This window comes from Parapedobacter sp. GCM10030251 (genome assembly GCF_042666505.1).
Classification (GTDB): domain Bacteria; phylum Bacteroidota; class Bacteroidia; order Sphingobacteriales; family Sphingobacteriaceae; genus Parapedobacter.
On sequence record NZ_JBHTDN010000001.1, the window covers coordinates 990206 to 1008923 of the forward strand.

The 18718-nt window shown below is 51.4% G+C and carries 23 protein-coding genes; 15 read left to right on the top strand and 8 right to left on the bottom strand.

Annotated features, from left to right (window positions below):
- Positions 1 to 2: 2 nt before the first annotated feature.
- A complete protein-coding gene (locus ACFQRK_RS04400) occupies positions 3 to 2165 on the bottom strand; it encodes a hypothetical protein (protein ID WP_379004032.1) in 2163 nt (720 codons plus the stop codon).
- Between the two features lie 107 nt (positions 2166 to 2272).
- Here ACFQRK_RS04400 and ACFQRK_RS04405 point away from each other — a divergent pair, with 107 nt between their 5' ends.
- The 5 genes from ACFQRK_RS04405 to ACFQRK_RS04425 all read left to right on the top strand — a co-directional run bounded on the left by ACFQRK_RS04405 (position 2273) and on the right by ACFQRK_RS04425 (position 5910).
- Positions 2273 to 2809, top strand: a complete 537-nt coding sequence (locus tag ACFQRK_RS04405) for a Crp/Fnr family transcriptional regulator (RefSeq protein WP_379004034.1) — start codon at positions 2273 to 2275, stop codon at positions 2807 to 2809.
- 81 nt (positions 2810 to 2890) lie between these two features.
- Positions 2891 to 3445 carry a DinB family protein gene (locus tag ACFQRK_RS04410; protein WP_379004036.1) on the top strand — a complete coding sequence of 185 codons (555 nt, stop codon included), beginning with the start codon at positions 2891 to 2893 and terminating at the stop codon, positions 3443 to 3445.
- Between the two features lie 428 nt (positions 3446 to 3873).
- Positions 3874 to 4053: a hypothetical protein gene (locus ACFQRK_RS04415; RefSeq protein WP_379004038.1), complete on the top strand. Its 180-nt coding sequence runs from the start codon at positions 3874 to 3876 to the stop codon at positions 4051 to 4053.
- Between the two features lie 262 nt (positions 4054 to 4315).
- Complete coding sequence (locus ACFQRK_RS04420; RefSeq protein ID WP_379004040.1) at positions 4316 to 4657, top strand: YciI family protein; 342 nt, start codon at positions 4316 to 4318, stop codon at positions 4655 to 4657.
- Positions 4658 to 4659: 2 nt separating this feature from the next.
- Positions 4660 to 5910 carry an RNA polymerase sigma factor gene (locus ACFQRK_RS04425; protein WP_379004042.1) on the top strand — a complete coding sequence of 417 codons (1251 nt, stop codon included), beginning with the start codon at positions 4660 to 4662 and terminating at the stop codon, positions 5908 to 5910.
- Positions 5911 to 5985: 75 nt separating this feature from the next.
- On the opposite strand, the gene ACFQRK_RS04430 is transcribed toward ACFQRK_RS04425, so the two are convergent.
- Positions 5986 to 6609 (bottom strand): class Ib ribonucleoside-diphosphate reductase assembly flavoprotein NrdI, encoded by a 624-nt coding sequence (locus ACFQRK_RS04430; RefSeq protein ID WP_379004045.1) that lies wholly within the window; start codon positions 6607 to 6609, stop codon positions 5986 to 5988.
- Positions 6610 to 6737: 128 nt separating this feature from the next.
- Between ACFQRK_RS04430 and ACFQRK_RS04435 the strand changes: the two genes are divergently transcribed.
- From ACFQRK_RS04435 to ACFQRK_RS04480, 10 genes are all read left to right on the top strand, one after another.
- Positions 6738 to 7772: a family 43 glycosylhydrolase gene (locus ACFQRK_RS04435; protein WP_379004047.1), complete on the top strand. Its 1035-nt coding sequence runs from the start codon at positions 6738 to 6740 to the stop codon at positions 7770 to 7772.
- Between the two features lie 85 nt (positions 7773 to 7857).
- On the top strand, positions 7858 to 8151 hold the full coding sequence (locus tag ACFQRK_RS04440; RefSeq protein WP_379004049.1) for a hypothetical protein: 294 nt from the start codon (positions 7858 to 7860) through the stop codon (positions 8149 to 8151).
- Positions 8151 to 8522 (top strand): hypothetical protein, encoded by a 372-nt coding sequence (locus ACFQRK_RS04445; RefSeq protein ID WP_379004050.1) that lies wholly within the window; start codon positions 8151 to 8153, stop codon positions 8520 to 8522. Before ACFQRK_RS04440 ends, ACFQRK_RS04445 begins: the two co-directional genes overlap by 1 nt.
- Positions 8522 to 9664 carry a glutathionylspermidine synthase family protein gene (locus ACFQRK_RS04450; RefSeq protein ID WP_379004052.1) on the top strand — a complete coding sequence of 381 codons (1143 nt, stop codon included), beginning with the start codon at positions 8522 to 8524 and terminating at the stop codon, positions 9662 to 9664. The genes ACFQRK_RS04445 and ACFQRK_RS04450 overlap by 1 nt, the downstream gene beginning before the upstream one ends.
- A 49-nt stretch (positions 9665 to 9713) precedes the next feature.
- Positions 9714 to 10067 (top strand): DUF6152 family protein, encoded by a 354-nt coding sequence (locus ACFQRK_RS04455; RefSeq protein ID WP_379004054.1) that lies wholly within the window; start codon positions 9714 to 9716, stop codon positions 10065 to 10067.
- A gap of 17 nt (positions 10068 to 10084) precedes the next feature.
- Positions 10085 to 10561 (top strand): DUF6644 family protein, encoded by a 477-nt coding sequence (locus tag ACFQRK_RS04460; RefSeq protein WP_379004056.1) that lies wholly within the window; start codon positions 10085 to 10087, stop codon positions 10559 to 10561.
- Positions 10562 to 10640: 79 nt separating this feature from the next.
- On the top strand, positions 10641 to 11063 hold the full coding sequence (locus ACFQRK_RS04465; protein WP_379004059.1) for a hypothetical protein: 423 nt from the start codon (positions 10641 to 10643) through the stop codon (positions 11061 to 11063).
- A gap of 29 nt (positions 11064 to 11092) precedes the next feature.
- Complete coding sequence (locus tag ACFQRK_RS04470) at positions 11093 to 11830, top strand: class I SAM-dependent methyltransferase (RefSeq protein WP_379004060.1); 738 nt, start codon at positions 11093 to 11095, stop codon at positions 11828 to 11830.
- Positions 11831 to 11931: 101 nt separating this feature from the next.
- A complete protein-coding gene (locus tag ACFQRK_RS04475; RefSeq protein WP_379004062.1) occupies positions 11932 to 12549 on the top strand; it encodes a hypothetical protein in 618 nt (205 codons plus the stop codon).
- A gap of 14 nt (positions 12550 to 12563) precedes the next feature.
- A complete protein-coding gene (locus ACFQRK_RS04480; RefSeq protein WP_379004064.1) occupies positions 12564 to 13190 on the top strand; it encodes a porin family protein in 627 nt (208 codons plus the stop codon).
- Positions 13191 to 13238: 48 nt separating this feature from the next.
- On the opposite strand, the gene ACFQRK_RS04485 is transcribed toward ACFQRK_RS04480, so the two are convergent.
- The 6 genes from ACFQRK_RS04485 to ACFQRK_RS04510 form a co-directional block, all read right to left on the bottom strand.
- Positions 13239 to 14360: a S26 family signal peptidase gene (locus tag ACFQRK_RS04485; RefSeq protein ID WP_379004067.1), complete on the bottom strand. Its 1122-nt coding sequence runs from the start codon at positions 14358 to 14360 to the stop codon at positions 13239 to 13241.
- A gap of 22 nt (positions 14361 to 14382) precedes the next feature.
- A complete protein-coding gene (locus ACFQRK_RS04490; protein WP_379004069.1) occupies positions 14383 to 14913 on the bottom strand; it encodes a GNAT family N-acetyltransferase in 531 nt (176 codons plus the stop codon).
- Positions 14914 to 14936: 23 nt separating this feature from the next.
- Positions 14937 to 15443, bottom strand: a complete 507-nt coding sequence (locus tag ACFQRK_RS04495; protein ID WP_379004071.1) for a pyridoxamine 5'-phosphate oxidase family protein — start codon at positions 15441 to 15443, stop codon at positions 14937 to 14939.
- 135 nt (positions 15444 to 15578) lie between these two features.
- Entirely contained in the window at positions 15579 to 15977 is a 399-nt protein-coding gene (locus tag ACFQRK_RS04500; RefSeq protein ID WP_379004073.1) for a VOC family protein, read from the bottom strand.
- A 110-nt stretch (positions 15978 to 16087) separates the two neighbouring features.
- Entirely contained in the window at positions 16088 to 17131 is a 1044-nt protein-coding gene (locus ACFQRK_RS04505; protein WP_379004075.1) for an MBL fold metallo-hydrolase, read from the bottom strand.
- A gap of 73 nt (positions 17132 to 17204) precedes the next feature.
- A complete protein-coding gene (locus ACFQRK_RS04510; protein ID WP_379004077.1) occupies positions 17205 to 18716 on the bottom strand; it encodes a RagB/SusD family nutrient uptake outer membrane protein in 1512 nt (503 codons plus the stop codon).
- Between the last annotated feature and the right edge of the window lie 2 nt (positions 18717 to 18718).

Sequence of the window (18718 nt, forward strand, 5' to 3'; positions counted from 1 at the left end):
GCCTAATGTTCATACGCCGCGAGCTTTACGTTTCGAATGCCGGTATCCTCCGATCTGAACAGCAGCTTTTCGACTTTCAGTCCCGGGCAAAATGTAATCATGGTGCGTTTGCCCGCGATCTCTGCGTCAATCTGTGATCCGCCATATTTGGTGTCGTATTTGACGAACATCCGGACGGAGAACGGCCTGTCTGTATCGAAGAGGTTTTCGATACCATAGTGGCGGGCGTGATTGGGAAAACCGCCTTCACGTAGCGTCTTTTCCCGCTCTGAGAACTGCTGAAGGGAGCCCTTGCCGTATTGCGCCCTTTTTTCGTGCGGACCCAGCTGGAATTCGCAGGCGTGCTCGGCAGCGTCTTCGCCCAAGAACAGGGCGCCGAATTTACCGGACGGATCGTCGCCCGGCTCCACGTCAAACGTCAGCAGGAAGGAGGGATCATTGACATCAAACGTGGAGTTTTCCTCGATTTCATCGGCAAGGGTGCGTTGCCTTTCCGTGACCGGGACGAGCTCTTCCATCCATTTGGTACCGATCCGTCCATCCGGAAACTGGAGCATTTCATGGATGTTTAATGTGCCGCCCCAGTTGGCAATGGGAATCCAGCCGGCCATCAGGAACCGGCCGTCGTTTATTTCGGTAACCGCGGGTACACACATTCCATTATAGAAATCGAGCCCTTGTTTGACGACGTCTGTATAATCGTCTTCCGGTGCGTTGGCGGGCTTTGACCAAAGGCCGGTAAAGCCGCCGATCACGTAGTCGTAATTTCCCCAACGGAAGAAAAAGGTGCAGTCACCGCCCGGAGGAAACCCGGGATTAATGGATTTCCAACCGCCTTCGATTGATTTTGAATCCCAGGTTCCCTTCGCGCCGTAGTTCGCCAGCATGCGCAGGCGGCCTTCGGGATCGGTATAGACGCTGGGGTTTTCGCAATGGTGGAATAACGTGTGTGTCTTTTTGAATTGGCTGATGCCATCGGCGCTGATGGAGTAGGTGGATCCGGCGGGATACCCCGATAGGGTATCGTACCTGAACGAACCTGTAGCACCGTGTTGGTTGTAATAATCCAATAGCAGCGGCAGGGTGGTTGCTTCTTTGGGAAAGATACGGGTGGTGTGCAGACCATAGCTGATGCAAAGTTTGCCATCGCTGATGAATGGCGTGCCCGTGCCGAGCGTTTCCCATTGGCTTTCGATGGGGGTGGCGGCCTCGTGCTCGGTCCAGGTGACGAAGTCGCTCGTTGATAAGTGTTCGAAATAATGCCCACCGCGGCCGAATTTGCTGGCGTGGCCCCGTCTGTCAAACAGGTAGAATACGTGATACCGCCCCTCATGATAGAAGGTGGCCACGTCGCCCACCCAGGTGTTGTGGCCGACAGGGGTCCAGTATTGGATATCCGTCGCGATTCGGGGAGTTTTCAATACCGTTTTTTCAGGCTCCAGGCCGGGGAAGAAGAGTTCGGCTTTCGAAACGAGGTCCGGATCAATCTCCCAGCTGTGCTGGGCAGGCCATTGGGGATAGCCCAGCGGGAAATCATTGTCGAGCAATTCACCATCTACATACAGCGACCATCGTACACCAGAAAAATGGAGGACGATTTCATGCTGGCCGGTCGATTCGGTTAAGAGCCCCAGGGGAATGCCAATAACCATATCCCGCACTTCGGTTTCGGTACTGTTCGGGAGGGGGTGCAGCCGCAGCGCCGCTTGGAATACGGAGACCGAACCATCCGGCATCGGGTAAGCAGGATAGTTTTGGATGGTGCGGTCGGAAGGGTCGTGCTGGAACGCGGAAACTTCCAAAACGCCGGGAATATGCAACAGACGCTCGCTGTTCAGATACCGGCCAAGCGTGGCTACCAGCCTGATCGTGAAACTGCTGCTGTCTGGCGGTGCGTTAAAGGTGCCTTGCGCGGACTTTGGCGATAGCGTACTGACTGGTGTGGCGTCGTTGGCAAATACCCAGGGGGCGGCGTTGAGCTCGATTTGAACCGCCCGTTGCTCTTCCCCGCAGCCGAAGAAAAGCAGACCGCAGCTAATTATCAGTACCACTCCGGCACCCCGGCAGAGGTGCCGGCAATAGCGATGGCCAACGCCCAGCCATACGCCGAGCGAACGCGGCCGCGGCATATCCGTGATTTTCTGACGAACAAGTTGTCGGAACATGTCACAGCAAATATAGGTTTTAAGCGATAGATTGCGTTGCCTTTATTTTATTGCCAATTAAAGCTAGATTTGCCATAAGTTCGTTGTCGAAAACGAACGAATGATCGATGAATGCTGTAAGTGAATTGTACAATCGGATTGAAAACCTCCATTTGTGGGAAAAGTCCGTCGTTTTGGAGCGAAACCAATACCTCGCCGAATACGGCGCGGTTGAGAAGAAGCTCTACTACGTAGTGTCGGGAAGCTTGAAAGTCTGTATGCGGGATGGGAAGGAGGAGCACATTGTAAGGTTCGGGTACCAAGGTGACTTTATCACGGCGTTAGACAGTTTTATCAGCGGAAAACCGTCCGATTTTTACATCCAAGCCATCAAACGGACCGAGGTGAAAGTCATTTCCAAAGCGGCTTATCTGTCGTTCGTTGAGCTGAATCCGGCGAACAGACAATTGTGGCAGGATATGCTGGAACAGCTGGTGCTTCAGCAACTGGAACGCGAGAAGGACATGCTCACCAGCTCACCGAGAGATCGATACCAACGTGTATTGAAACGAAGTCCGCAATTGTTCCAGCAAATCCCGCATAAACACATCGCATCGTATTTGCGGATGGCTCCCGAAACGTTGTCCCGCCTCAAAAAATCTTGACTTGAATCAATGATTATCTGCCGAAAATAAGGCAGCTTTGCTTCTAAATTTTGCTTCTAAATTTTGCTTCTAAAATCGTGTATGATAAACGTGGAAGAGTTATTAACCGAATTGGCCGGCCTTACACGGCAGCACATCCATACGGTACAATCATTTAAGCAATTGTCGCTGGAAACGCTGAACCGGAAGCCTGCCGCTGGCGGCTGGAGTATACTGGAATGCGTGGAGCATCTGAACCGGTATGGGGATTTTTACGTTCCGGAAATTGAACTTCGCATCCAGAATTCAAAACGTCGGCCATCGACTGTTTTCAAGCCCGGTCTTTTGGGGAATTATTTTGCGAAAAGCATGTTGCCCAAAGAACGGCTGAACAAAATGAAGACCTTTAAATCGATGGATCCGGCGGATAGCGCGCTGGACCCATCGGTGTTGGATAAATTTATCGATCAACAGGAACAGTTGCTCCAACTCCTCGAAGCTTCCAGACAAACGGACCTGACCCGGGTTAAAACGTCGATATCGATTTCCAAATGGATAAAACTGCGTCTTGGGGATACACTCAGGGTGGTGATTTACCACAACCTGCGCCATATCGTACAGGCGCAAAAATTGGTGGCAAACATTCCCTCGACGTAGGCCGTAATCAGTTACAGATCCGTTGTTATTCTTTTCTCCGGGCTTTGTTCGATTTTTCGGTTGTTAAATGTTTTGCCGGATGTAAGGGTATAGCTGAAAGACGGCCCTACGGTTCGGTTAAGGCGTTTCTAGCAAAATACACGGTGGCACCGCGGTCTGTAAACTAATCCGCCTTTTCCGAATTGGCGGTGAGATAAGGCGATCGGTAGAAAGCAAACAAATCGGCATCGACTATTTTTGGATTGTGAATACGTGATCGGTGCTGATCTATAGTGGTGACTGCTGCCGAAATTCCGGATCTGATATTCGACGACCTTGTCGACGGATTCGGCACACTGCGTCATCGTACAAAGATCCCATTTGCTAATTCCGCCAAACAAGTAAGGCGGGCGCTTGGTTATCCTAATGAACTTATCATCCTGTCTGGCATGAAGAAAAGTAGAATAATGATAGGGATAAGCCTGGGGTTGTTTGCGCTCGCATTGATGCTGTTTCGTTTGGCATATGCGGCTGTTGTTTACCGATTCAGTGTATGGCTAATGATAGGTGGCGTTGTGTTAATGCTTACCGCCATCGTCGTTTTTATCATCTATTTCCGAGAGCGATGAAGCGGGGTAGGCAGCCTGACTGATTGGTGCGATAATCCATTGTTCATAGCTGCGGCGGTTGTAGCTGCAGCCCGTCTGCGATTCGCTGTTGGATTTAACTCATATTTTGATCAACTTTATTGCGTGCCTATAACTGGTTGCCCGCTCATTATCGGGTTACCGCACCGGCAGTTCGTTGGCCCGGCCCAAAATAAAACTGCAAACGTTGTCCCCCTATGGGAAGGTCGGTCGTCATAAGCACAAACATTAAAATTTTTTGACAATGAAAGAATTTGCATTAATTTTCAGATTGAAAGATTTGGCTGACTTTCAGCCGTCGCCCGAACAGATGCAGGAACGGATGAATTGGCTGGCCGGAATCGCCGCTCAGAACAAGCTGGTGGACAAAGGCAATACGCTGCTGCCGATTGCGGGAAGTGCAAAGACGGTTAAAGCCGACGACGTGGTAACGGATGGTCCGTATACCGAAATCAAGGAATTCATCAGCGGTTACATCGTGGTGAAGGCTGAGACGATTGACGAAGCGGTAGCCATGGCAAAAGGAAACCCGATTTTTAAGGTCGGCGGCAACATTGAAGTCCGGGAGGTGTTAAAACGTGATTGACATTGGCTCGTACGGGATCACATAACGAGGTTTTACCCCACTTATTCCGGCAGGAGTACGCGAAAATGACGGCTGTCTTATGCCGTCATTTTGGTTTACGGCACATGGAAACTGCCGAGGATATCGCAAGTGATACGTTTCTGAAAGCGTCCGAACATTGGGCTATACATGGCGTGCCGGATAATCCGACGGCTTGGTTGTACACGGTGGCCAAAAACAAAGCTAAAGACCATATCAAACACCTGTCGGTCGTTGAGACCCAGGTGCGGAACCAATCCGGAGCCGAGCGCATCCGATACGAAGAAGCTTTTGAATACCATGAGCAGGGCATCGCGGATAGCCAATTGGCAATGATTTTTGCGGTTTGTAACCCGGCAAATGCAAGCAAGAGTCAAATCTGTTTGGCGCTCCAGATCCTGTGCGGTTTCAGTGTCGAAGAAATCGCCAATGCATTCCTGACGAAAGCCGAAACGATAAAAAAGCGGCTCCAGCGGGCAAGAAGCAACCTGCGGAACGATAATTTCCAGATTGGCTTGTTGAGCGAAGCGGCAATCGTATCCAGGCTGCCTACCGTACTAAAGACGCTGTACCTGGTGTTTAACGAAGGCTATTTTTCCAAAACGGGCGACCAACTGGTGAGAAAGGAGCTCTGTTCCGAAGCGATACGGCTCGGCTTGGTGCTGACTGAAAATCCATTGACCAATACCCCGCAGGTGAATGCGCTAATGGCGCTGATGTGCTATCAGAGCTCGCGGCTGGAGGCGCGAACCGGGGCTGGGGGCGAGACGGTCCGCTTTGATGAACAGGATCGGGAACGATGGGATAAGGCGCTCATCCAACGGGGGCATCAGTACCTGATCAATGCTACAACCGGCAACGAAATCTCGGCCTACCACTTGGAAGCCGGTATTGCGTATTGGCACACCGTCACGTCAGATGCAAATAAATGGCCACATATCCTGCAATTGTATAATCAACTGATCCTGATCGAATATTCGCCGATCGTAGCACTGAATAGAACGTTTGCTTTTGCGCAGGTTTACGGACGTGAGAGAACTATTAGCGAAGCGGAGAAATTGCGGCTGACTGGCAACAGCCATTACCATGCGTTGCTGGGCTATCTCTATTCCGAAACGGATACCACAAAGGCGATCGCACACTATGAACAAGCGATCCGGGTCACCCGTTCCAAACGGGAGCGGCAGGTATTGGCAGACCTGAAAATGCGTTGCGCTGCTGGTCGTGGGTTTTAACCTAAGTACCCGAAGCACCGGCTATTTACCCTCCATTCCAAATAGGACAAAATATCGGACTGGGTGAGCTCACGGTTATTGAAATAACTTTTTGATCTGCTCGATGACTTCGGGTTTGTATCCCACCATGCGGAGGACTTCGCGATCTCCCTCGAAGACAACGACCGTAGGCACTGACCGCACGCGGTATTGCGCAGCCAAGTCGGGGTGGTCAAACGGATTAACATCCCGGTAAGGAATGTTGTGACGGTCTAAGGCATCGGTTACGGCTGCGCAGGTAACGCAGCTGTCGGTACGGAATTTGAGGATGCGCACGCGAGTTTCCATGGTTTCGGGTTCATTATTGATATAATCGACAAAGGCCTGTATTTCGCTGGGAGTTCCGGACAATTCGAATTTGAGGTTGATGGGGATGCCGTATTGCTGGTGTATCCGGTCTACCGCGGCCGCAAAATCGCGCCCCCAGTTCCGGTTGCCGCTCCCCGATACGGACAGTATTTTACGGTGGTGGCGGGTAAGGAAATTTTCCACCATGGGAGGGACGGCGCCCATCGGGTCGGTGTACGTAACCAAATGGGCTTGCTGGAAGGGAATAAGGTCCGGAAGCTCGCAGGTCCGGAGGTGCAGCACGGAAAGTTCGACGGCTTTGTTTACAAAGCGCCGGACGTTTCCGGTCCTGCTGGCAAATATGATGAGCATGGTATCGTAGTAAACCCCAGATTTAGCGATTTGTTTATCCCGTTGCGCTATGGGGCAAAGGTATCGATCGTATCGCTTATTTTCTATACATTTGTCGTTTGGAGGTAACCACCGTTATCTGTAATTCGATGAACAACGCAATTTATTTACTACTGGTTTTTTTGCTGGCGCACGGCACGATCCAGGCTCAGGAGAAGACGTTTACGAATCCGCTGCGGAAAGGCGCCGATCCGTTTGTGATGAAGCATGACGGACGCTATTACACCATTTTCAATGGCGGTGGCGGGATAACGGTTACGGAATCCCGTTTCTTAACCAAATTTGAGAAAACAGCGGTCGTATGGACACCGCCTGAAAATGGGTGGAATAGCTACAACATCTGGGCACCTGAAATCCATGAGATCGACGGCAAATGGTACATTTATTACGCCGGTTCGGTACATAACGGGGCACCGTTTCATGCGCAGCGTGCAGGTGTATTGGAAGCCGATAATCCGTTTGGCCCGTACGTAGACAAGGGAATGTTTTATACCGGCGATGACCCGGAAACGAAGAAGGACAACTGCTGGGCGATCGACATGACTCTGCTGCAGCATGGCGGAAAGAATTACGCGGTATGGTCCGGCTGGACAGCATTACACGACCACCATGATGTGGATCAGTACCTGTATATCGCCGAATTGATCGATCCATATACGCTTGGGAAACGGGTATTGCTGTCAAAACCCGAGCTACCGTGGGAAAAAGGAGATCATATTGCGTTACAGGAAGGACCGCAAGTATTGAAGCATGGGGACGACGTGTTCATTATGTACTCCACACGGGGCTCCTGGACGGAACATTATAAAATGGGACAATTGCGGTTAAAATCGACGGATAGTGACCCCTTAGACCCTAATTCTTGGATCAAGGCCGATCAGCCGGTGTTTCAGGGTACCGATAAAGTACACGGTGTAGGCCATGCCAGCATGACCACCTCGCCCGATGATACGGAATATTGGATCTACTACCATTCCAAATTGCAATTGGATGGTGGATGGAATAACCGCCATGTATTTCTTCAGAGATTTGCCTTTGACGAAGATGGAAATCCGGATTTCGGCGTGCCCAGCGGTTCGTCGACACTGGATCGCCCATCGGGAGAGGTGGAGTTGGAGCGGTAGGTTATGGTTCGGTATCCGTTGGGTTTTGTGTGCGGACATTCGTGAATGCCGGCCATTTTGATTAATTTTGCAAGGCAAGCAACATATGAAGTATTTACTTTCCATACTGTGTCTCATCGCCATCGCCGCCTGCCAGAACCGGCAACGGGAGCAGGCGCTAACGCAACTCGATAAGAAACTGGCCCGCGAAGTGACGTTGAAAACGGTGACACAGGGCGATTCCGTACTGCACATCACCACCCAACATATTTGGTACCAGGGCGAGCAGATTGCGTCGGAGAGCGATACCATCAAGACCGCCGTGCGACCTAACACCTGGGACCGTGCCGATTCATCGGCCACCTTGGGCCAGGTGCCGATTTATGTAACCATACAGTAATGAGAAAAACAACAGCAAAAAGCATCCAATTGGTATTGATTACGTCGGTATTGGCTTCGTGCGCACAACACCATGCACCGCAAAAAGCGGAAGGTGGCCAGCGCGTGTTTATGCGTGCGGATTCCACGGCGGCCTATACTGAGGTCACAGAAAACTACGCCCAGGGGCACTCGGGAATGGGAATGGGCAACGCATTCCTTTGGTATATGGCGTTTCGGCACCTGGGAGGTGGCTTTGGTTACGCCAATAACAGCTTGCACCCGCAGTCTGTGGCGGGCACGAATGCCGCCAAAGCCGCTGCCTTCCAAGCACAGCGGGGCGGATTCGGGCGCACAGCAGCGTCGGCACCTCGGTCGTCTTACGGTTCCTGATGCAGATCAAAAAGTTACGTATCGATCCGCAGTGGCAATCGCGCCTGGAATCCATTGGGTACGGTTATCATACCACGGATGGTATCCCATACTGGATCGACGATTATTACTATGAAATAAACAATCGGGAAGCAGACCTGATTTACAAGGCCACCAATGAGCTGTGGCAGCGATGCCTGGATGCCGTGGAATACATTATCAAAAACAGGCAGTACGCCCATTTTCACATCCCACCCTTCGTGATTCCGCACATCGAGCGCAGCTGGGAGCAGGACGACCCCGCGATATACGGGCGCTTTGATTTTGCATACGATGCAGACCGTGGTGAGTTGAAGATGCTGGAGTTCAATGCCGACACACCGACTTCCCTCTTTGAAACCGGTATTGTACAGTGGTACTGGAAAAACCATTATTTCCCCGAGCTTACTGACCAGTTCAACGGTATCCACGAGCAACTGATTCAAAGCTGGGGCGCCCTTAAACCCTACCTGAAGGGAAGTACGCTGCATTTTTCATGTGCTAAGGAGACCCTCGAAGACCTCACAAATGTCGAATACCTCCGGGATACGGCGCTTCAGGCTGGCATTCAGACCAAGCTTATCTACATCGACGATATCGGTTGGACCGGCAACGGCTTCGTCGACCTGGAAGACATGCCCATCCGGTCGATTTTCAAGTTATATCCCTGGGAATGGCTGGTGCGCGAAGCATTTGGCACGCATATCGTAAATGACCCCAACCGGGCCCAGTGGATCGAGCCGTCGTGGAAAATGTTGCTGTCCAATAAAGCGATCCTGCCTGTGCTCTGGGAATTATTCCCGAATCATCCCCACCTGCTCGCTTCCTATTTTAACGGACCTGCGCATTTGAAGCATTTTGTGAAGAAGCCCATCCTGGCGCGCGAAGGAGCCAATGTCGCTATGTATTATGATGGACAGATGATCTACCATACCGAAGGCGAGTATGGGGAAGAAGGCTATATTTACCAGGAGTTGGCCAGGCTACACCGTGAGGAGACGGGGTTTTCCATTATCGGCAGCTGGGTTATCGGCCAGGAATCCTGCGGGATATCGTTCCGCGAGTCGGATATGCCCATCACCACCGACAAAAGTCGTTTTATTCCGCATATTATCCGGCATTGACGTAAACATAAACGCTTGTCGATTGTTTACACCTAAAACCTTAAAGGCTATGATTTACGTAAAAAACATTTCGCTGGCAGTCATATTATTGCTTTGCGTGTCATTTACCTATTTCCACCATGGGTGGGCCAATTATGACCAAAAGAAAGTACTGGATTTCAAAACTACCATCGAGGAATCCGTGTTTGAGAATCCGCACGCCCTTGCGGAAGTAAAATACAAGGGGGAAACCTGGACGGTTTACCTGGCACCTGCCAGCCGGATGACAGCACGTGGGTTGTCCGCGGAAATGATCAAAAAAGGAACGGCGGTGCGGATTGTCGCCTATCCCCATAAAACGAAGAAAACCGAGATGCGTGCGGAACGGATATTCGTAGACGGCGAGAAATACGAATTGCGTTAATCCGTGTTCGACGCCCGATGAAGAGCTTCTTTGATTGGCTGGAAAATACATCGTGGGCTGAAGGAATCCGCCAATCAATGTGGTGGTACCCGGCACTGGAGATTGTACACATCGTGGGAATCGTGGTCCTGGTAGGTTCCGCGTTTATGTTTGATCTGCGGCTGTTGGGCGTTTCGAAAAGCGTACCGCTATCGGTTTTGTCCAGCCATTTGCTGCCCTGGTCCGCAAGGGGGCTATTTCTGATTATCCCTTCCGGTATATTGCTATTCATCACCAATGCCAATGCGCTGGCGACTGATCCGACGTTTTGGCTGAAAATGGCACTCTTGGTTGTCGCGGCACTAAACGCACTGGTGTTCCATCGCTTTATGCACAAGCGGCTTCCTGGAAAGGTGGGCGAAGCAGCTCTTCCTGCTGCGACGAAGGTATCTGCCGTGGTGTCCATCGCAGTCTGGATCGCCGTCATCGCATGTGGCCGATTGCTGGCTTATTGAGCCGGCTGGTGCCGCGTACGGCGCCCTAACCTGTAGCGAACGAAAGCAAGAATTCGTCTCTTGATAAAACGTAAAGCGGATGAAAATCATAGCCTGTGCACTGTTGACATTTATAACGATGCTATCCTGCGATGAACCCGAACCAAAAGGTGACTGCGGATCGGTGGCTTGTACCGAGGTGTTTATGTCGGTCGGTGTAAAGGTGACCGACAGGGAAGGGAGTCCGGTCGCACTGGATCGCATCAGGATAACCCGCTTGCCGGGCAATGAAGACCTTACCCGGGAATACGACGAAGAAACCTGGCGCATATTCACACAGCAGGGATCGTACCCCATTGCCGACGATTCGGACGGCGGTCGGCTGCCGCGCCATACCGACATCAAGCTGAATTTCCGGGGATATATCGGGAGTCGTGAAGTGGCGAACGCTGACTACGTGGTTACGTTCGACTGCTGCCACATCAACCTGGTGTCTGGAAATACCGAATTGGTAATCGAATAAAACGGTGTTAGGACGCGACCAAAAACACGATGAAAGAGAACAAGTACGATGATCCGGTATTTTTTGCGCAATACAACCGGATGAATCGCTCCCTGACGGGGCTCGATGGGGCAGGGGAATGGCATGTTTTTAAGGAGATGTTACCCGACCTCCGCAGCAAGGACGTGCTCGATCTGGGATGCGGTCTTGGATGGCATTGCCGCTACGCGATTGAAAATGGCGCTGAATCGGTGACAGGTATTGATATTTCCGAAAAGATGTTGGCCAAGGCCAAGGAAATCAATAACCTCGAAGGCATCAGCTATAAGCGGATGGCACTTGAGGATGCCGAGTTTTCAGCCGGCAGTTTTGATGTGGTGCTGAGTTCACTGGCTTTGCATTATACGCCGGAATACGAAGTGCTGGTCCGTAACATTTACCATTGGCTCCGGCCTGGCGGCCATCTGGTGTTCTCGGTGGAGCATCCGGTTTTTACGGCGGAAGGCCGGCAGGATTGGCTATACGAAGGCACCAAAAAGTCCTACTGGCCGGTAGATCGGTATTTTATCGAAGGTGAAAGGAACGCCGTTTTCCTGGGGGAAAATGTGATTAAGTATCACCGGACGCTTACGACTTACTTGGGTGATCTGTTGAAACACGGTTTCAGTATACAAGAAATCCAGGAGCCGAAACCGGATGAAAAGATGTTGGCGGAGATTCCAGAGATGCAGGATGAACTCCGTCGACCGATGATGTTGTTGGTTTCAGCGGTGCGGTCGTCCCGGTAATAGGTTCAATTAGTCCAAAATCCGAAATTGCAGCGGCGCCAGACGCCAGTGATCATGTAGCATTTTCGTTTCCCGGTACGTTAGCCAATAAAGACGAAATTATGAATCGGAAATTTATCGTGTTATTCCTTGTTGTCGCGGCGTTTTTTTCGGCCTGCAAAAAAGAAGACTTTGCCTATGAAGATGCCTTTAATCGAAGTTACAAAACGTGGCTAGACTTCAAGGCATCCAGCGGTGACAACTACCGTTACGTCGTGACGGGTGCAACCTGGGCAGGCTCGGCTTGGGAGACCACTATCACCGTCAAAAGCGGCGTGGTGATGCAGCGCGATTTTCGGTATACGCGCTTCAACGATGTATGGAGGCCCGAAACGGGATGGACATTAAACGAAGTCGACGAGATACTGGTTGCGTTTGAAAAGAGCGCGCATGCGCTCACCGAGCAGGAAAAAGATTCCTTTCTTGTCCAATTGGAATGGTCGGAGACAGAAGAAGAGTTGGATGCTGACGCACATGCACAATCTCCCGCGGGTGCACTGCTCACGTTGGATGATATTTACGACACAGCCCGCACGGTATGGCTGGAAAACCGTTCCGATGCTACGGTATCTTTTGACGCGAAGAACAACGGCATGCTTTCCTCCGCAGGATTTGTCCCGGATAATTGCGCAGATGACTGCTTTTCAGGTATACACATCCGGTCAATTGAAGCGATTTAACGATAGCCTATCTTATGAAAAATCTAGTTGTTTCGTTTGTTTTTATCTTCAGTATTTTGGTTGCTAACGCCCAACAACAGCGCAAAAAAATCGATTTCGGCGTTCAAGCCGGGTGGAGTATGTCTCGGATATCGGGCGATACATTTGATGGAAGGGCTGGCTTTATCGGTGGCGCGCACGTTGTTTTTCCGGTAGTTGGCAATTTCTACGTGCAGCCGGAGGTCAATTTTCAGCAACTGGGTGGCAAATACAGAAGTGAAGCGTTTGCAATTGGCGACATCCTTTACCGGGATGCCGAACTGAAAACAAGCTACGTGAATGTGCCGGTCTTGATGAAATACCGCTTCGAACCCATTGATTTGGACGTCTTTGTCGGTCCGCAAGTGGGGCTTAAACTCAGTGCTAAAAACAAGGTAGGCGACGGGGAAACCTTTGACGCGTATAACGTGAAGGATACCGACATTGCGGGGGTATATGGACTGGAGTATTGCCTGCGGCTGCCGGATAGCCGGGCGAATCTGGTACTGAACGCCCGTTATATGACGGGATTTACAAATTTTGCCAAGGGCAATGATCCCAATATGCCGAACGATAGCTATCGGAATAGCGCACTTGCCTTCCTGGTGGGTATCCGGTTTTAGATAAATATCGGATTTGAGAGGGAATCGTAGCGAAACAAATGATTTACGTCACCATACATAGTTCAGCTTTCCACGAATAAGATAGTCCGGAACGGGGCCCCGGAATCGCGAATCAGCAGCGTTATGCCGATTATCACCCATCATAAAATAGAAATCGTGGTTAAATGTATAGGGGCCAACAACATCAGACGCGTGGGTGCCGGGGTTATCTAACTGAATAAGGGCTCGGTACAGGACTGCGTTTTCCATGCTTATTTCCACGGTTTGTCCCTTTTTAGGCAAGTCAAGTGGTCCATAGTAATCAACGTTCCAGGGGAATGTAATATCACCGGGGAATACTTCGTCGTTAGCGACGTCTGCACCCATGAACAGAGGCTTGACGTCATTTACTACAGGAATAGCCTTCAATTTCAAGGCTTGAGTAGCCGTCAGGTAACCCGAATATCCTTCGTCCGGTAGCCGGTGTAATTCGGAGATGCCCAATTCTTCCATTTGTGCAGGATTTAGCGGGCCCTGGGTTGAAATCCGGTTGCGGAACTGGAGCGCTTGTTCGTTATCAATGAGCTTGCCGTTGACGTAGGCCAATCCCTGTTTGACAATAAGTTGATCTCCTGGTTTGGCTACGCAGCGAAAAACATATAAGGAACCGGGCTCTCCCGGAAATTCGAAAACGGCAATGTCGCCATGGCCGACCGCTCCGGTACGTTGCCACGTAAACCGTTGGCCTGCAGAAATGGCAGGGGACATGCTGGACGTGGAGCTCTGAGCAAACTGAACTCTACCGTGATGGTCCCTGATCGGTTTGAGTATGAATTCAAAAGACAGACCTATCGCGACGAAAATAACCAGGTACACATACCACCTGTCATAGAAGCGCCGGGGAATTTCACGGCGTTTGGTTGTACCGATCACCGCATGGATACAACTGCCGATTACGAGCAAGATCAATAGGCCAAATAGCACCAACATGCCCGCATAGGACAGGGCGAGGGGAGAAAACCACATGAGCAGGAAAATGACCAGCATGGATCCGAAAATCAGCAAGGCTGCGCGGACTTTTCCATTGTACAGGTGGCCGAGGCCGGGCGTCAATAAGGCTAGCAATCCAGCTACCCAGGGTCGTTTCGTGACGATTTCCGTTTCTTGGGCGGATAGGTCAAGGTTATTCATAATCGGTTCTTTTGCAGCAAACCTAGGTAAAGTTCCGTTGATATGCAAGATCATCTCGCCGAATTCGTATTGTCAGCTCCAGCAGTTCTGCCGGTAAACCTTCATATTCGAAAAACTTTTTGGAGATGAATCCCTGGTTGGTCAGAATTTTCCGTGATGCCACGTTGGCCGGATCGATGATGGCGGTCAACGTGTCGAGTTGCGTTTCCGATCGAGCAATTTGGATCAGTTGCCGGGCGGCTTCGGTGCCCAGTCCCTTGCCCCAGTATTGCGGCAATAAAATGTAGCCCAATTCTGCCGACGATGCCGTCTTTTCAGTGACCTCAAGCTTGCCTAGTCCAAGAAAGGTGCCCGTTTGGCGTTCAAAAAGCTTGAACTGACCGAAACGTTCATGTACAGCGTTGTTGGCCAGCAGTGTCTCGAATTCCTTCTGCGCTTCATCGTACGGGATTGCGCGTTCGGTGATCTGGGCCATTATCTGCTCGTTGCTGACAAGTGTATAGTAGTTGTCAAAATCATCGGCAGTGAATTTTTCGAGCAGTAACTTATCCATTAGGCTAAGTTCGCCTTTGAGCGTTACAAATCCAAATCGCCTTCGCGTCCGATATCCATCCGCTTGCCCGATACCGCACTGGCTGCCACTTTGAGTAAGGTGACCAGCTTATTGGTTTTGTTGTCCCAATAATGTGCGTCTTCCGGTGTCACTTTCAGCACGCGGATACGCGGGTCTTCGCGACCTTGCTCGAACCAAGCCGCTACCATGTTATTCCAGTATTTGTCAATGCGCGCTTGGTCCTGCGAGATTTCAGCGGTACCGTTGATGCTTAGGAAGTTGTAATCACGTATGTCGGAATATAACACGCTTACCTTATGATTCTGTTGAAGATTTTGGTGAGTGTCGCTCTCCGCGGAAAAGAGAAACCAGATAGCGCCGTTGTCGTCTACTTCCTGCCGGCTCATCGGAACCGCATGCGGATAGTCGCTTTGCGAAACGAATGTGCATACCATGCCGATATCGATCTTATCGATCAGCTTTTTCAATTTTTCGATGGCTTCCCGGTTTTGTAAGTTTTCAGTGCTCATGCGTATGGATCTTAACGGTACATACTGGATAAACCCCTGAATGGCGAGTTTGTTTGCATGCCGTGTATCAAGCTCCGGGCCACTGCTGATAACCGAGATTATCGCTGGGTTCAAACCGGTAAACAGGGAAGGCTTCTATGAAGGGACGCTCGTGAGGCCAAGGACTGCCCCGGCCGGATCACGGATAATTACATACTGGCATTCCCCGGCCGGGTTTCGGGATTCCTTCACTACGGTGCCGCCGAGGTCAAGACACCGCTGCATGCTGGCGGCGATGTCTTGCACGGTGATGTAAACGATCCACTGCGGCGGAATGCCTTTGTTGGCACCCCGGTGATGGCAGACACCGCCAACCCAATTGCCGTCGGCATCCTTCATCACGTAATCACTGTAAGCCTCGTCGCGATCTTTTAGGGGCATCTCTTCGACACTCCAGCCGATTACGGCTTGGTAAAAATCACGGATACGCTCGGCATTTTCAACGGTAAGGTCTGCGGAGATAATTGCTCCCCTGCTGATTTTTTTTGTTTCCATAATGACTATCAATTGGTTAAATGCAAATATATGCACAATACCGTCTAAATGCTGCAAGTGGTCCACGATTGGCGGACATCCCAACGGGGGTATTCGCGCCGGTGAGTCCGCTAATCTGCGGAATCGGCATCGTTTACGTCGATATACTCGCCCCAGGCCATCACAACGGCCGGATGGGTTAGCCTGGCAATCCGGCGGAAGGTCAGCCAATAGGCTTCGCGGTGATCGATGGTATGGCCCATCTCGTTTTCGTGGCCGAGAATGACCAGAGCAGGATCAATTCCGTTGACGATCTGCTCCATCGGGCGCATCCAGCAATGAGCCAATAGGATATCCACTTGACGCTGCCGACTGATTTCTGCCAGACGGGGCACGTCGCCGGCATTCGATTGGTCGCCGGTGTGCACGATCGTTTTTTTCGCCGGCGTAGTAACGATGTAGACGTTGTTGGCTACTTTATCCTGGTGGCCGGGAAATACGGCGACATCCAATGTAACGCTTTTCTTTTTTAGGGATAATGGACGGGCTTCAAGTCGGTTCTCCCGCATCGGGATGATGGAAGGCAACTGGCCTTCCCATAGCCCGGTGGGAACGATAACTTCCTTTCCCTGATCGCTGAACATCCGGGCGACGGCGAGGTCGGCATGGTCACCGTGTTCGTGGCTGACGAACAGGATATCACAGCGGTCCACAATGGCCTGCATCAGGGAATCCGAAAAGAAAAGCCGCTTGCCGATTCCACCCCGTACCAGGTCAAATGCGATGGTTACCTGCGGCGTTTGCACAATGGCAGCCTGGTTGTATAGGCGGTGTATGCGGGTCTCACCCGCGCCGACTTCGGTATCCAGTCCGCGGAGAACGCGTTTGCCTACTCCGTCCATATACCGGAAGAGGGCTTCTCCGGTATCCAAGCGGGTGTCGTGCAGAAGTGCATCCAGGGCAAACAAGGCTAGCTTACGCTCGTCGCTCGGCGTGGGCGAGGGGCGGTGTTTATCCAGTACGGCGTAGGATTGGTCGAAAAGCAGTCTCGACTGCTCCTGCAACAAGCCCGACGCATCGCGCCAATAATCCATTTTTTCCTGGGCTAGAGTGTGTGTGCTGACTAAGCCAAGCAGGAGCGCGGCAATCGGTAATCGGAGGATTCTTTTGTTCATGCTGAATGTGTTTGGGACAAAGCGTGACCCAAAGGTAAGTAAACCATTGGATCACGCAAAGTGCTGATTGGTATTAATAATTAGGGTTTTGTATTAATGCCGGATTCAAGTCTATCTCGGTGTACGGAATCGGCCAATGATAATCGCGCTGCGGGTCGAAGTTGCGGGTTTCGATCACCGCTCCCGAATGGGTGTGTACAGGTCCGACCATTTCCTGCTCAATGGTTTTCCACCGCCGGATGTCGTAGAAATACGCCCCTTCGCCTGCCAGTTCAATGCGGCGTTCCAGCCGTATGGCTTCGCGCATGGCGTCCTTGTCGAGCCCGGCGGGCAAAGCAGGCATATCCACGGATGGCCGCTGCCTTACGGCGTTGACGGCGTCGTACACCGCTTGGGTTGCTCCATGGAGCTCGTTTAGTGCTTCGGCGTACATAAGCAGGACATCCGCATACCGCAGGATCACGTAGTTGACATCCGAGTTGGCAATGGTGCCGACGGTGGTTTCATTGTATTCCGTATACTTCCGGAACGTGTAGCCCGTTTGGTGCAGATCGGCGGCATCGGCCACCCGGTTACGCCAGGGCGCGCCGAGGTAAACAATGCTTTGAGCAAGACGTGGGTCCCGGTTGGCGTACGGGTTTTGCGGATCGTAAAGCGGGCTTTCTTCGATCGATAAGCCATCTTTCATCTGATACGCTTCAACCAGTTCCTGCAACGGTGCCTGGGTATTGTATTGGGCGTGAATGATATCGTAGCTGTTTCGTACCTGAGGCGATTTAAAGCGCACATCAAAGATAATTTCGGAGTTGCCTTCGTTCGCCTTCCGGAACAAGCCGTTGTAATCCGGGAAGAGCACATACTTTTCCAGTGCGATCAGTTCGTCGATAGCCGAAACCACCTCGGTATACTCGTGGTCCTGGAGATGTACCTGTGCTTTCAGCGCCAAGGCCGCCCCTTTGGTTGCCCGGCCGCTTGAAGCAGCGGGATAATCTGCTGGCAGGCTTGCGATGGCATCGTTGAGATCCTGAAGAATTTGTTGCTTCACCTCGGCGTAGGCGGCTCGTGGCAGGGCTGAATGATCGGCGCCGTTGGGTGACGTGACCACGAGCGGTACCCCATTGAACAGCACGTTCAGTTTCTGGAAATAAAATGCCCGCAGGAATTTTGCCTCACCGACGAGCCGGGTTTTGAGCGCTTCATCCATTTCGATGGCTGGTACCCGATCGATGACCATGTTGCACCGGCCGATGCCGCGATAGCAGCCCCGCCATGTCACGAGGTTCATGCCGATGGTTGTGGCGGAGTGTGCACCGATGGCGAAATCATGCGCCGATTGGAAATTGTCTTTATGATAGGCATTTGGGGTCATTACCTCAAACATAAACGGAGTCTGTTCGTTGTACAGGTCGTTATGCAGCAGCGCTTGGTAGGCACTTGTTGTCGCTTCTTCGGCATGAGTCGCTGTTTTCCAAAAAGAGTCTTCGGTATAAAAATCGGTGGGCTTGGTATCGAGGAGGCTTTCGCACGATAGCAGGCACAGACAGACGGGGATCATTAACAGGATTGATAATTTCTGATGTCTCATGT